The organism is Bradyrhizobium sp. USDA 3311 (assembly GCF_054062495.1).
On the sequence record NZ_JBSSFI010000001.1, the window covers coordinates 7,950,542 to 7,963,930 of the forward strand.

Here is a 13,389-nt window from a genome sequence, read left to right on the forward strand (position 1 = left end):
AGCGTCGCCGGGCACAACAAAAAAGGCGGCAGCGGATTGGCCGCTACCGCCCTTTGCTTCGTTGCTTCCGGCCTCAGGTCGGCCGCAGCGCCTTGGCACCGAGGTCGAGCTCGTTGACCTGCTTGTTCCGCTCGGAATCGGCCGCCGCGCGATGGTCGGTCGCCAGCACCACGTAGACGGCGGGCAACACGAACAGCGTGAACAGCGTGCCGATCGACATGCCGGCAACGACGACCAGACCGATCGAGAAGCGGCTGGCGGCGCCCGCGCCGGTCGCGGTCAGGAGCGGGATCAGGCCCGTCACCATCGCGGCCGTGGTCATCAGGATCGGCCGCAGGCGGATGCGGGCCGACATCTCGATGGCAGAGCGGCGATCGAGCCGCTCGTTGACCTGGAGCTCGTTGGCAAACTCCACCATCAGGATGCCGTGCTTGGTGATCAGGCCGACCAGGGTGAGCAGACCGACCTGGGTGTAGATGTTCATGGTCGCCACGCCAAAGAACAGCGGGATCAGCGCGCCGACGATCGCCATCGGCACCGAGATCATGATCACCAGCGGGTCACGCAAGCTCTCGAACTGGGCCGCCAGCACCAGGAAGATGATGATCAGCGCGAAGCCGAAGGTGATCGCGAGCTGGTTGCCTTCCTGCACATACTGCCTGGAGTCCGCGAGATAGTCGTGGCTGAAACCCTGCGGCAGCTTCTTGGCCTCGCCTTCGAGGAAGTCGACCGCAGCACCAACAGTCACGCCAGGCATCGGCACGGCCGAGAACGTCGCCGAATTGAGCTGGTTGTAGTGGGTCAGCGAGTTCGGGTCGGTCTTGGTCCTGATCGAGACCACGGTCGACAGCGGAAGCTGCTGGCCGGTATTGGTCGTCACATAGTAGCCGCCGAGCGATTCCGGCGACAGCCGATTGCCCCGGGGCACCTGCGGAATCACCTGGTAGGAGCGCCCCTCGAGATTGAAGCGGTTGACGTAATTGCCGCCAAGCAGCACCGCGAGCGTGCTGCCGAGGTTCTGCATGTTGATGCCAAGGTCCTGGGCCTTGGTACGGTCGATCGTGACCTGCACGTTCGGCTGGTTATAGGCGAGGTCGCTGTCGGAGACGATGAACATGCCGCTCTTGCGCGCGGCGTCCTTCAGCTTCTCCATCTGCTCATAGACCGTCTGGAATCCGGCGGTGGAGTTGATCACCATCTGCACCGGCAGGCCGCCGGGTCCGCCGGGCAGCGGCGGCAGGTTGAAGGCGAAAGCCTGCACGCCCTCGATCTTGGAGAGCTCGGCCTGCACCAAGGACTTCAACTGGATCGACGAACGCTTGCGCTCCTCCCACGGCTTCAGCAGCATGCCGGCGATGCCGCCCTGCGGACCGTTGATGCCGTTCAGCACGAAGCGCAGATCGGTCTCCGGGAACTTCTGGAATTTCTCGTCGAGCTTTTCGCCGTAGAAATCGACATAGTCGATATTGGCGTATTTCGGCGCCTTGGTCACCGCGAACACGATGCCCTGGTCTTCCTCCGGCGCCAGCTCCTTCGACGTGTGCATGTAGAGGAAGCCGACCAGCCCGAGGATCGTCACCGCGAACAGGCCGGTGATGGCCTTGTAGTCGAGCGAGCGATCGAGCCTGCGGCCATACCAGCGCGTCAGGGCGCCGAACACCTTGTTGACGGCCTTGGCGAAGCGGCCCTCTTCGGTGTTCTTGAGCAACACCGAGCACATCATCGGCGACAGCGTCAGCGCGATCACGCCTGACACGATCACCGAGCCTGCGAGCGTGAAGGCGAATTCGCGGAACAGCGAACCGGTGAGACCGCCGAGGAAGCCGATCGGCGCGTACACGGCCGCGAGCGTGATCGTCATCGAGACAACGGGACCGACGATTTCACGCGCGCCTTGCAGCGATGCCTGGACCGGCGTCTTCCCTTCCTCCAGATGGCGATGGATGTTCTCCACCACCACGATGGCGTCGTCGACCACGAGGCCGATCGCAAGCACCATCGCGAGCAGCGTCAAGAGGTTGAAGCTGAAGCCGAACGCCAGCATCAGCGTGCAGACGCCGATCATCGACAGCGGAATGGTGACGACGGGAATGATGACCGAGCGGAGCGAGGCCAGGAACAGGAAGATCACCACGATCACGATGATCACGGCTTCGCCCAGCGTCTTCTCCACCTCGTCGATCGAGGACTGGATGAACTTGGTCGAGTCGTAGGCGACCTTCATCTTCATCGACGGCGGGAGATTGCGTTCCAGTTCGGGGAACAGCGCGCGCACGCCCTTCACCAGCGTCAGCGGATTGCCTTGCGGCGTTGCCTGCACACCGATGAAGATCGCATGCTCGCCGTTGAAGGCGACGCTCGCGTCCGTGCTCTGGGCTGCAAGCTCGACGGTGGCGATGTCCTCCATCCGCACGAAGCCGCCGTCCTTGGCCTTGACGATCATCTTCCTGAACTGATTGACGTCGGTCAGGCCGGTGTTCGTGGAAATGTTCGAGACGATCAGATAGCCCTTGGTCTGACCCGCCGCGGACTGGAAGTTGTTGGCGGCGATCGCGGCGGCAACATCCGCGGGCGACACGTTGCGGCCGGCCATCTTCACGGGATCGAGCCACAGCCGCATCGCAAAGGTCTGGCCGCCGAGAATGTCGGCCGAGGCCACGCCGTCGACGGTCGACAGCACCGGCTGCACCACGCGCGTCAGATAGTCGGAGATCGCCGAGCCTGACAGCTCCTCGGAGGAGAAGCCGAGATACATCACGGCCGTGGTCTGGCCCGTGGTCTTGGTGACGATCGGGTCGTTCGACTCCTTCGGGATCAGGTATTTGACAGAGTTCGTCTTGGCCAGCACCTCGGTGAGCGCCTGGTTCGGATCGAAGTTCAGCTTGATGTAGACCTGGATCGTCGAGGTGCCGAGCACGGAGGACGAGGTGATGTAGTCAACGCCCTCGGCGGAGGCGACCGCCTGCTCGATCGGCGTGGTGATGAAGCCCTGGATCAGGTCCGCGGACGCGCCGGGATAGACGGTCGTGATGTTGATGACCGTGTTCGACAGCTTCGGATATTGCCGGATCGGCAGCACCATCGCCGCGCGCAGGCCGATCAGCAGGATCAGCAGGCTGACGACGACCGACAGAACCGGACGCTTGATGAAAATATCGGTAAAGGCCATCGCGGCGATCTCGATTTCTTTTTCTTTAGAAAAGTGACCCGGCCGAGCCGGATCACTTAAGGGCGGCAAGGGGTCAGTAGCGCGGCGGCTGCGCCGGGATCTGCGGAGCCGGATCGGTCGAAATCGACACCGGCGCGCCCGATTGCAGCTTGAGCTGGCCAACGGCGACGACCTTGTCGCCCGGCTTCACACCCTTGATGATTTCGACGCGGCCTTCGACCCGGCTACCGGTCTGCACGAAAGTGCGCACCGCGGAGAGGCTGGTCTTGCCATCCTCTTCCTTCTTCTCGGTGATCACGAACACCGAATCGCCGTACAGCGTGTAATCGACCGCCGTTTCCGGCACGGTGATCACCGCCGGCTTGTCCGGCAGCACAACCGTGGTGGTCACGAACATGCCAGGCTTCAGGATCTTGTCCGGATTGGCGACGGTCGCCTGCACGCGGATGTTGCGGGTGTCGGTCGCGATCTGCGGCTCAATCGTGGTGATCTTGGCGTCGAAGGTGCGGCCCGGATAGGCGTCGACCTTCAGCCGGACCGGCTGGCCGACCTTGAGGTTGCCCGAGTCCTTTTCCGTCACCGTGAAGTTGGCCCACAGCTCCGACAGATCGGTCAGCGACACGATCGCCGTGCCGGCCGTCAGATACTGGCCGACCTCGACCTTGCGCATGCCGAGATCGCCCGAGAACGGCGCGCGCACCAGCTTCTGCGAGATCAATGCCTCGGTCTTGGCGATGCCGGCCATCGCCTGGTCGTAGGCGGCCTGCGCGGTATCGACGGTCGCCTGCGGGCCGAACTGGCGCGAGGCGAGCTGCTTGGCACGATCGAGCGAGAGCTGCGCGACGGTCGCCTGCGCCTTATAGTTGGCGAGGTCGCCCTGATCGGGCGCGTCGAACAGCTGCACCAGCGGCATGCCGGCTTCGACATGCGAACCCGGCTCGAACTTGATCTCGGTGACGCGGCCGTTGACGTCGGCGCTGACGTCGACCTGATGCACGGCGGCAAGCCCGCCGACCGCAGTCAGCAGGTTAGGCACCACCTCGGACTTCGCCTCGGCCGCACTGACCATGGTCGGCGGCGGCTTGTTGTTGGCGAAGAACTGCTTGATCATCTGGCCGCGGAAGTAATTGAACCAGACGAGGCCGCCAACGAGCGCGCCGAGCAGCGTGCCGATAATGACGAACCAGAGCACCGGCCGGACCGGACGCTTGGGAGCCTTGTCGATCGGTTCGCCCGAAATCTTGTGTTCGGTTACGATGTTCATGTCATGCGCTTTCTGCAATCGCCGTCTTGCCCGCATCCGCGGCCTGATCGCGGCCCAAATGCGAAGCAATTGCGGCGTCGTTAAGTCCAATACCTCTCAGGAGAAACTCACAGAGCTGGCGCTCCAGATCGTTCGCCTTGCCGTAAGCGAGACAGGGCGCAGCCGGCAGCCTGGTCAGCGCAACAGTCATCACCGAATGATGTGCGAACCAGAACAGGTTGAGCGGATCGCCGGTGCACGGCCGCGCGTCCCCTGCAGCAACCGCGCGCTCGAGCGAGGCGACGAAAATCGCCCCGATCAGCGTCTCGATCTTGGCATATAGCAAACGCGCGAATTCGCCATCATCCAAATGGCTCGTGGCCATCAGTCGCAGGCGCTGCGCCTCTTCCTGGTCGGGCCCGTCGGCGATCTCGAGGAAATGCTCGATCATGCCGCGGATCACTTCGACCAGAGTGGCGGTCGATGGTACCCGCCCGAGCAGCTCCATCAATGCCGGGTCCGCCTCGCATTCGTCGCTGAGGATTTCGGCGTAGAGCGCCGCCTTGGACGGGAAATGCTTGAACAGCAAGGCTTCGGAAATGGCAGCGGCGGCCGCCACGCTCTTGGTCGTGGTGCCGGTATAGCCGTGTCGGGCAAAGCAGCGCTTTGCGGCGCCGAGGATCAATTGACGCCTCAGGTCGCTCGTCATTCGCAGTGAGCTCATGGGTAGTGAGTAAGCACTCACCCACGCAAAAGTCAAGCATTATGCTGCATCGCAACCTGGAAGCGTTGTAGTTTCAGTGGAAATTGCCCCGCCTGCACGGCCCACGTGCAGACGAGGTTCGCCGCGGGGAATGGACCTAGATCGGCTGGAAGCCGAGATCGCCGCGGATCCGGTTGACGATGTAGGTCCCGTCCCGGCTTGGCAAGATCCGCTCAAGGCTGGCGCTGTCGATCTTCACATTGGCAAATCGCGGGCCCGCCGAGACGTCGTGGACGGCTTCGGCAAAGGCCTCGACGCCAGCCATCGTCGAGATCGCGCGCGCGTCCCCGATGCCGCAGGCCCGGGCGATGCCGACGAGGTCGGCGGCCGCCGAGGTGTGGCTGGTCTGGCCGCCGGTCTCGCCATAAGCCTCGTTGTCGAGCACGACGATCGAGAGGTTGGACGGCTTCTGGAGCCCGATGGTGGCAAGGCTGCCCATGCCCATCAGCATCTCGCCGTCGCCGGTGATGACCAGCACCGGCAGTTTTGGCTGCGCCAAAGCCAGCCCGAGGCCGATCATCGCGGCGCCGCCCATCCCGCCCCAGAGATAGAAGTTGCGGGCGTGGTCGCCGGCCGCGCACATGTCGTTGGTGGAGGCCCCGAGGCCGCCGATCGCAACCACGTCCTTGCGGTCCGCAAGCAGCGTCGAGACCACCTGGCGGCGGTCGAGGAGATTGGCCTTGCTCATTTGGTGAAGACCTTGGCGCCGATCAGGCGCTGCGACAACAGGACGGCGGTGGGCGTGAGCGCGTTATAGGCCTGCGCTGCGGCTGCCTCCATCACCGCCGGCACCTCGGCCGCACTGGAGGCGCGCAGCACCTTGACGCCGGAGAGCTCGAACACGCCCTGCGTGGTCGATCCCATCGGCACCTGCCACGGATTGAACTCGCCCCACTCGCCACGCATGGTCACCAGCGTGAGGAACGGAAAGCGCAGGATCGGGATCAGCGACAGCATGTTGATGCAATTGCCGACCCCGCTCGACTGCATCAGCAGGACGCCGCGCTGGCCGCCCGTCCAGGCGCCCGCGAGAAGCGCCACGCCCTCCTCCTCCGTCGTCAAGGGAATGCCGCGCATCGTGGAGGACCCCAGCACGCGCTGGATCAGCTTCGAATTGCCGGCATCGGGCACGTAAGGCACCTGCCGGACCTCGAAGCGTTGCAAGGTCGCGAAAATATCGTCCGGCCATGAAGGAGCCGTGTCGGCAGCATCCGTGCGTGCGTGCATTTTCCTGTCCGGTCGGCTAGCAAGGTGCGAAGACTGTAGACGCATGCTCGCGTCGACCAGAACAACAAAAACGGCATATCGGCCCTAACCGGCGAGTATAACGGGATGAACGCAGATGCGAAGGAGCTGGCGGCAAGCTTCGACCTCGAGAAGCTGACGCCGGAGTTCTACGACAACCCCTACCCGACCTATCGTGCACTGCGGGAGAACGAGCCGGTCAAGCGCCTGCCGAACGGCACCGTGTTCCTGACCCGCTATGACGACCTCGTCACCACCTACAAGAACACCAAGTCGTTCAGCTCCGACAAGAAGCGCGAGTTCGCGCCGAAATACGGGAACACCCCGCTCTACGAGCACCACACCACGAGCCTCGTCTTCAACGATCCGCCGGCACACACCCGCGTACGCCGCCTGATCATGGGGGCACTGTCGCCGCGGGCGATTGCAGGGATGGAGGCCGATCTCATCAAGCTGGTCGACGGCCTGCTCGACGCCATCGCTGCCAAGGGCCATTGCGAGCTGATCGAGGACTTCGCCGCCTCGATCCCGATCGAGGTGATCGGCAATCTGCTCGACGTTCCCCATGACGAGCGCGCGCCGCTGCGCGACTGGTCGCTGGCGATCCTCGGTGCCCTCGAACCCGTGGTGTCGCCTGAAGCGGCCGCGCGCGGCAACAAGGCGGTGAAGGACTTTCTCGCCTATCTCGAAACGCTGGTCGCGCGCCGGCGCGGCAAGCCCGGCAATCCCGAGCGCGACGTGCTGACGCGCCTGATCCAGGGAGAAGGTAACGGCGAGGAGAACGGCGAGCGGCTGACCGAGAAGGAGCTGCTGCACAATTGCATCTTCCTGCTCAATGCCGGGCACGAGACCACCACCAACCTGATCGGCAACGGCCTCGTCGCGCTCGACCGTCATCCCGATCAGAAGCAGCGGCTGATCGACCACCCCGACATGATCAAGACGGCGGTGGAGGAGATGCTGCGCTACGAGAGCTCCAACCAGCTCGGCAACCGCATGACCACCGAACGGGTCGAACTCGGCGGCGTCATGCTCGATGCCGGCACGTCGGTGACGCTGTGCATCGGGGCAGCCAACCGCGACCCCGCGCAGTTTCCGGCCCCCGAGAGCTTCGACATTGCGCGGACGCCGAACCGGCACCTCGCCTTCGCCACCGGCGCGCATCAATGCGCCGGCATGGCGCTGGCGCGGCTCGAAGGCGCCATCGCGATCTCGCGCTTCCTGGCGCGCTTCCCGAACTACGCCGTGAACGGCCGGCCGGTGCGCGGCGGACGGGTGCGGTTCCGCGGCTTTTTGAGCGTGCCCTGCGCGATCGGCTGAGGCCTCGAAACAAAAATGTTGAAAACAACCCCATGCACAGTAGCGGAGGCTAACGGAAGATTGCCGCGGTGGATCCGCATAACCATTTGACAAGGGGAGGCAAACCAGCGGCTTCGCGCATCGCGTCGGGCCCGGACCGATTTGAGCGCGGTGCAGTCGGTTGACGCCGGCACGCAGCAATGGAGTGACGAAAGATGAGCTCGTCCGTCATTGATTACCTCGCAACGGAAACGCGCCTTGGCGCCCATAACTACGAACCGATCGGGGTCGTCCTGTCGCGCGGCGAAGGTGTCTGGGTCTGGGATACCGACGGCAACCGTTATCTCGATTGCCTCTCGGCCTATTCCGCGGTCAGCCAGGGCCACTGCCACCCCAAGATTCTGGCGGCGATGGTGGAACAGGCACACCGGCTGACGCTGACCTCGCGCGCCTTCCACAACGACCAACTCGCCCCGTTCTACGAGGAGATCGCTGCGCTGACCGGCTCCCACAAGGTGCTGCCGATGAACAGCGGCGCCGAGGCGGTCGAAAGCGCGATCAAGTCGGTGCGCAAATGGGGCTACGAGGTGAAAGGTGTGCCGGACGACCAGGCCGAGATCATCGTCTGCGCCGACAACTTCCACGGACGCACGCTGGGCATCGTCGGCTTCTCAACGGACCCTGAAACCCGCGGACACTTTGGACCGTTCGCGCCGGGCTTCAGGATCATCCCGTTCGGCGACGCCGCGGCACTCGAACAAGCGATCACGCCCAACACGGTCGCCTTTCTGGTCGAGCCGATCCAGGGCGAAGCCGGTGTCATCATTCCACCGGCGGGCTATTTCACCAAGGTGCGGGAGCTCTGCACGGCCAACAACGTCATGCTGGTGCTCGACGAGATCCAGACCGGACTCGGCCGCACCGGCAAGCTGCTCGCCGAACAGCACGAGGGAATCGAGGCGGACGTGACCCTGCTCGGCAAGGCCTTGTCCGGCGGCTTCTATCCCGTGTCGGCCGTGCTCTCGAACAACGAAGTGCTCGGGACATTGCGACCCGGGCAGCACGGCTCAACCTTCGGCGGCAACCCGCTGGCCTGCGCGGTGGCACGCGCGGCAATGCGCGTGCTGGTCGAGGAAGGCATGATCGAGAACGCGGCCAGGCAGGGCGCGCGCCTTCTGGAAGGTTTGAAGGACATCCGCGCCAACACGGTCCGCGAGGTACGCGGGCGCGGCCTGATGCTGGCGGTCGAGCTGAATCCCGAAGCCGGCCGCGCGCGCCGCTACTGCGAGGCGCTCCAGGGCAAGGGCATCCTCGCCAAGGACACCCACGGGCACACGATCCGCATCGCCCCGCCGCTGGTGATCACCAGCGACGAGGTCGACTGGGCGCTGGAGCAGTTCGCCACGACGCTGACGCAGGATTTCTCCTGAAGCTGCCTACGTCGGAAGATCGCAATGCCGGCCGCGGCCAACAACGAGCCATTACGCCACCTGTGCGCTGAAAGTTGTGGGCGATTGCCAGGGCGCGTCCTCAGAAATCAAGCTTGATTGGTGCAGGCTTGCCCAATGTCCGTTGTACCCTGGTAGCGATCAAATTCCGCACCGCGGCCAGACGACGCGATGGGCCACTTCCGGTCTCATGCATCGCAGCAAATTGCGCCTCGTTGCGCAGCCAGGCAGCGACGGCGGCACGGTGAGGCCGTTGGCGGTTTTAAGACTGATGATCACCTCAGCGTTCGCGGCTTGCTGCTGTTTGATGATGGGACACCCGCTTGCCGTTCCTTCGCTTCGTAGTATTCAGCTGAAAACTTAATTGACCATCGCGAAGAACGAACGCAATTCCTGAGTGGGCTTTTCGACGCCGAAATGTTCGGCGACATGCGTCTCGCGCAGCCACCTCACCGCCGATGTGAGGCCGGCGGTGCGCTCGAGCCTCTCAACCGCCGCGATTCCGGCGATCTCTGCCTGCCGATAGCGAAAGCCGACCTTTCTGATCACATACACGCACTTGATGGTTTCGTAGCCCTTGAATACGAGCTGAACGAATGGATGTTTCTTGGCCTGCGGCCAGGCTGCCGGGTAGACCGGTAGCACCAAAAGCTTGCTCTTAGCTATGACGGTTGCGAGCGGATGCAAAAGTTGCATCCAAGCTGGCCAGGAGGTGACCTTGGAAAACAATACCGCGTGCATCGCCGTTGCAGCCCCGAAAGAGATCGGCAGCCAAAGTACCGCGCACAGGATCACGAGCAATGCGGTGTTCGGCGTGAGATGCCGGCATTCTCTGAACACCCATGCCATGCCGCCTTCAAACGCATCATGTACAGCTTGTTCGAACGCCCGATAGCTAATCTTCCGCCGGAACCACAACCAGTTCCGGCGAATCGATCTACTCCACTGTCGACGTTTCGCCTCGGATAGGAGAAGGAAGCGCAACGCGCCGTTTATGACGGTAACGATGACATCGCCAAGAACCTTGGCCGCGAAGAGCGGAAGCCAGACAATCTGCATTGCTAAAGGGAAGGCGTAGTCGAGCATCCGCATCAAGATCGAAAGAACGAAACGCAGGATCTTGTTTGTGGCGAGCGTGATAACAACAAGTGGGATGATAACCACATCGTCGGGGGCACCGCGGAAGCGGCTTTCCTCGGTCCATGCCGGGTGACGACCATCGGTCACGGTGCAACGTCCGGGCTGAAAAACCGGGGATCATGCCGGCTCAAATTAGCATATTGCAAGCTCAAGGGGGGCCTTGAGTAGTCAGAGGGCGTTGCTTTAGGATTAGATGAGTTGCGGACTGCATGTCCGCCCGGTCTTCGCTTTTTGCTCACCCGTGGCGGCGATGGCTAACCATGACGATTCGTAAGAAAATCTTTCTGCTTGCAGGCATTCTGCTGGCAATTTTCGGCGCAGTCGTCGGCGTTCTCGGCTTCGCGCAAAAGCTCGACAGCGATCAGCTCGGGAACATCACCGAATATGAGCTGCCGTTATCGCGCATGGTTTCTGAATTCGATGTCCTTACCGATAGATACGAGCTCGAAGTCTTGCGTGTCCTGATATCCGATCGAGCCGATGCTGGAACGGAGCGGACGGCGATGGCCGCAGTGCGGGCAACGGCCGACGAGCTGCGCGATACCGTCAAGACAGGTGAAGCCTTGCTCCACAAAGCAACCGGCGACCCCGGCTACGACACTGAGGATCGCGTCGACCTGGCTCGCATGGCCGGCGTCCTCAAGTACATGGGCCGTAGTCTGGAAGACTTCCTCGCCGTGGGGGACGCCACGCTTGCGGCTATCTCGGAGGGACGTCGCGACGAGGCCCGGACCATTTCGCGCGGATTTGCCAAATTCGCCCTGGCGTTCGGCCCCGATCTCTCGCAGATTCGACGTGAGCTTGCCGATCTGACCGACCGGTCGACCCGCAGGGTTCTCGCGAGGCAGCGGTTGAACACCTATTTGAGCCTTGCCCTTTTCGTTGCGGCATGCGGCATCGGTCTGGGCGTTAGCGCCATCGGATCGACACGCGTGGTCTCCGGTCTGCGTCAGCTTGTCGCAACCACGAAGGCGCTTGAACTGGGCACGAACGCCGAGCCGGTTTTGATAGCCACCCGCGACGAGGTCGGCGAGCTGGCACTCTCGTTCAACCGGATGGTCGACGAGTTGCGCGCGCGAGACCGCGTCAAGGACACCTTCGGAAAATTCGTCGATCCCAGGCTCGTCAGCCGGCTGATCGCCAGTGGCGCGGATCAGGCCGAACGGCGCAGCCTCACCATCTTCTTTTCCGACATCAAGCAGTTTACGGGCATCAGCGAGCAGCTAACCGCCAGCGCCGTCGTTCACCTCTTGAACAACTATTTCGGCGCGGTGGCCAATGTCATTCACGGCCATCGTGGGATCATCGACAAATACATCGGGGACGCCGTCATGGCGTTCTGGGTGCCGCCGTTTTCAAACGGAGACGAACATGCAAGCGATGCTTGCCGAGCGGCGCTGGAGCAGCAGGACGCGATTGCCGCTCTGCGAGAGCAAGTACCGGAGATCACTGGAATGCGGCGCAACGCACCGGAGCTGGTGATCCGGATGGGTATTGCCACCGGCGAAGCCGTGATTGGCACCATCGGCTCGGATTCCGCTCGTTCTTACACCGTTATCGGCGACAGCGTAAACCTTGCCTCGCGCCTCGAGGGCATGAACAAGATCTACGGAACCCTCATCATCATCAGCGAGGAGACTTTCCGGCTCGCACAAGGCGCGATTGAAGCGCGCGAAATCGACACCATCACGGTCGCCGGAAAAACCGAGCCGGTGCGAATTTATGAGTTGATGGGTCGCGCCGGCGAGCTCGAATCCACGCGGGACGAATTGCGGGTGTTGTTCGCGCAAGGACTTGCCGCATATCGCAGCCGGAACTGGTCTACTGCGCAGACGGCGTTCGAAAGCTGCCTGTGCAAGATCCCCGACGACGGTCCGACGCGCGTCTTTCTGGAACGAATCGCGCATTTGGGTCACGCGCCTCCGGCCGCGGACTGGGACGGTGTCTGGCGTCACGTTGAGAAATAAGTGAGCGGACCGTAACCAGCCATTTGTCCGCTCCGAGTCCTTCCCTGACGAGTCCGGGATCTGCTCAAAAATCTGGCGCGCGGGCCGGTCACTTCGCATCGTCGGCGGCTAAGCGCAGGCCCGTCAAGTAGAACTCTCGATGCTCAGGACTGCGCCAATGCGTGGCGCGCGGCACGACGGGATGGGTGCGACGCACTTCCTGATGCGAAGACGGCACAAGGTTGCGACCGAGATGGCGCTCAATGTGCTCGCCTACAATATGAAACGCGTAATAGCGATCTTGGGTTGCCGAACGCTGCTGGAAGCGATGCAGGCGTAGGGGAGTTTGTATCGGAGCCAACTCTAGCCGCGAAACCGATCCCGGGCCCCTCGACCTGCCAGTCGACAAAAGGGTTATCACACAGCCTGGGCCAGAAGCGGTCATCAGCTGGCAGACAAGCGCCTGCCTGCCTCCATGCTGGCCCACTCAGAACGAGAGCTACTCTCCGGCATGAAACAGGCGGCCCGTTGGGGCCGCCTGATCAGAGCGGATGACCTATTGGCAGAGATGCCGGAGACCGTCAGCACCCTTGAAATAGGTGCCGGGCTTGCAGACGATGCCGTTGCGGGCAGCATACGTATTCCAGTTGCCGTGCCAGCCCATCTCGCCGGACATGGCGTAGGAATTGCCCCAGCTGCCGACGGTAGCGGCCGCCGCCGCCGGCTGGCGATACGCCGAGCGCCGAGTTGATTGCCGATGGACGCCGGTGGGGGTACCCCCAGTTCCAAGACCCGTGCAACTCGCGAATTCAGCTTGGCATTCGTCAGGATTGGAAAGGGCCGCCTGCGCCAGTGCAGCAGAGCTGGACAGGGCGGATGCCGCAATCACGACTGCGGCAAGAACCTTTAGATTCATCATGGCTTGCTCCTTGCAGTTGGACCGTGGCGCAAGATGCCACGTCTGGCAGTCGCCTATCGACGCTTGCGAGCCTGACTGTGCCACTTCGGCGGAAATTGCACCGCCAGGATTGGGACGGCTTTGGGTCAATCGCGTCACTTTGACCGCGCGCCGCTCACTTCCGATCTTCCCCGACTGGCGGACTTCTGCGGGAGACATCGAAAACCACGCTGGATGC

General features: G+C 62.9%; 10 protein-coding genes. 3 read left to right on the forward strand and 7 right to left on the reverse strand.

What is annotated here, in order from left to right:
- Positions 1-73: 73 nt before the first annotated feature.
- The 5 genes from ACVWW6_RS37930 to ACVWW6_RS37950 all read right to left on the reverse strand — a co-directional run bounded on the left by ACVWW6_RS37930 (position 74) and on the right by ACVWW6_RS37950 (position 6,402).
- Complete coding sequence (locus ACVWW6_RS37930) at positions 74-3,169, reverse strand: MexW/MexI family multidrug efflux RND transporter permease subunit (RefSeq protein ID WP_404523332.1); 3,096 nt, start codon at positions 3,167-3,169, stop codon at positions 74-76.
- Between the two features lie 73 nt (positions 3,170-3,242).
- Complete coding sequence (locus ACVWW6_RS37935; RefSeq protein ID WP_028172437.1) at positions 3,243-4,433, reverse strand: efflux RND transporter periplasmic adaptor subunit; 1,191 nt, start codon at positions 4,431-4,433, stop codon at positions 3,243-3,245.
- A gap of 1 nt (position 4,434) precedes the next feature.
- Positions 4,435-5,136: a TetR/AcrR family transcriptional regulator gene (locus ACVWW6_RS37940; RefSeq protein ID WP_171901241.1), complete on the reverse strand. Its 702-nt coding sequence runs from the start codon at positions 5,134-5,136 to the stop codon at positions 4,435-4,437.
- Between the two features lie 136 nt (positions 5,137-5,272).
- On the reverse strand, positions 5,273-5,863 hold the full coding sequence (locus ACVWW6_RS37945; protein ID WP_456682553.1) for a thiamine pyrophosphate-dependent enzyme: 591 nt from the start codon (positions 5,861-5,863) through the stop codon (positions 5,273-5,275).
- Complete coding sequence (locus ACVWW6_RS37950) at positions 5,860-6,402, reverse strand: phosphonopyruvate decarboxylase (protein ID WP_456682554.1); 543 nt, start codon at positions 6,400-6,402, stop codon at positions 5,860-5,862. Before ACVWW6_RS37950 ends, ACVWW6_RS37945 begins: the two co-directional genes overlap by 4 nt.
- 105 nt (positions 6,403-6,507) lie before the next feature.
- Between ACVWW6_RS37950 and ACVWW6_RS37955 the strand changes: the two genes are divergently transcribed.
- Positions 6,508-7,740, forward strand: coding sequence for a cytochrome P450 (locus ACVWW6_RS37955; protein ID WP_456682555.1), 1,233 nt, complete (start codon positions 6,508-6,510; stop codon positions 7,738-7,740).
- Positions 7,741-7,934: 194 nt separating this feature from the next.
- Complete coding sequence (gene rocD, locus ACVWW6_RS37960) at positions 7,935-9,149, forward strand: ornithine--oxo-acid transaminase (RefSeq protein ID WP_456682556.1); 1,215 nt, start codon at positions 7,935-7,937, stop codon at positions 9,147-9,149.
- 378 nt (positions 9,150-9,527) lie between these two features.
- Here the strand turns inward: rocD and ACVWW6_RS37965 are convergent, their stop codons facing one another.
- The gene (locus tag ACVWW6_RS37965; protein ID WP_456682557.1) at positions 9,528-10,394 is read right to left on the reverse strand and encodes a hypothetical protein; all 867 of its coding nucleotides are present in this window, start codon (positions 10,392-10,394) and stop codon (positions 9,528-9,530) included.
- A 173-nt stretch (positions 10,395-10,567) separates the two neighbouring features.
- On the opposite strand from ACVWW6_RS37965, the gene ACVWW6_RS37970 reads away from it, so the two are divergent.
- Positions 10,568-12,274: an adenylate/guanylate cyclase domain-containing protein gene (locus ACVWW6_RS37970; RefSeq protein WP_162603502.1), complete on the forward strand. Its 1,707-nt coding sequence runs from the start codon at positions 10,568-10,570 to the stop codon at positions 12,272-12,274.
- Between the two features lie 535 nt (positions 12,275-12,809).
- Here ACVWW6_RS37970 and ACVWW6_RS37975 read toward each other — a convergent pair.
- Entirely contained in the window at positions 12,810-13,172 is a 363-nt protein-coding gene (locus ACVWW6_RS37975) for a hypothetical protein (protein WP_038965801.1), read from the reverse strand.
- Positions 13,173-13,389 lie beyond the last annotated feature (217 nt).

Coding starts and splice junctions, on each gene's coding strand:
- ACVWW6_RS37945 (WP_456682553.1), bottom strand. CDS start 5,863: ATGAGCAAGGCCAATCTCCTCGACCGCCGCCAGGTGGTCTCGACGCTG.
- ACVWW6_RS37940 (WP_171901241.1), bottom strand. CDS start 5,136: ATGAGCTCACTGCGAATGACGAGCGACCTGAGGCGTCAATTGATCCTC.
- ACVWW6_RS37930 (WP_404523332.1), bottom strand. CDS start 3,169: ATGGCCTTTACCGATATTTTCATCAAGCGTCCGGTTCTGTCGGTCGTC.
- ACVWW6_RS37935 (WP_028172437.1), bottom strand. CDS start 4,433: ATGAACATCGTAACCGAACACAAGATTTCGGGCGAACCGATCGACAAG.
- rocD (WP_456682556.1), top strand. CDS start 7,935: ATGAGCTCGTCCGTCATTGATTACCTCGCAACGGAAACGCGCCTTGGC.
- ACVWW6_RS37955 (WP_456682555.1), top strand. CDS start 6,508: ATGAACGCAGATGCGAAGGAGCTGGCGGCAAGCTTCGACCTCGAGAAG.
- ACVWW6_RS37970 (WP_162603502.1), top strand. CDS start 10,568: ATGACGATTCGTAAGAAAATCTTTCTGCTTGCAGGCATTCTGCTGGCA.
- ACVWW6_RS37950 (WP_456682554.1), bottom strand. CDS start 6,402: ATGCACGCACGCACGGATGCTGCCGACACGGCTCCTTCATGGCCGGAC.
- ACVWW6_RS37975 (WP_038965801.1), bottom strand. CDS start 13,172: ATGATGAATCTAAAGGTTCTTGCCGCAGTCGTGATTGCGGCATCCGCC.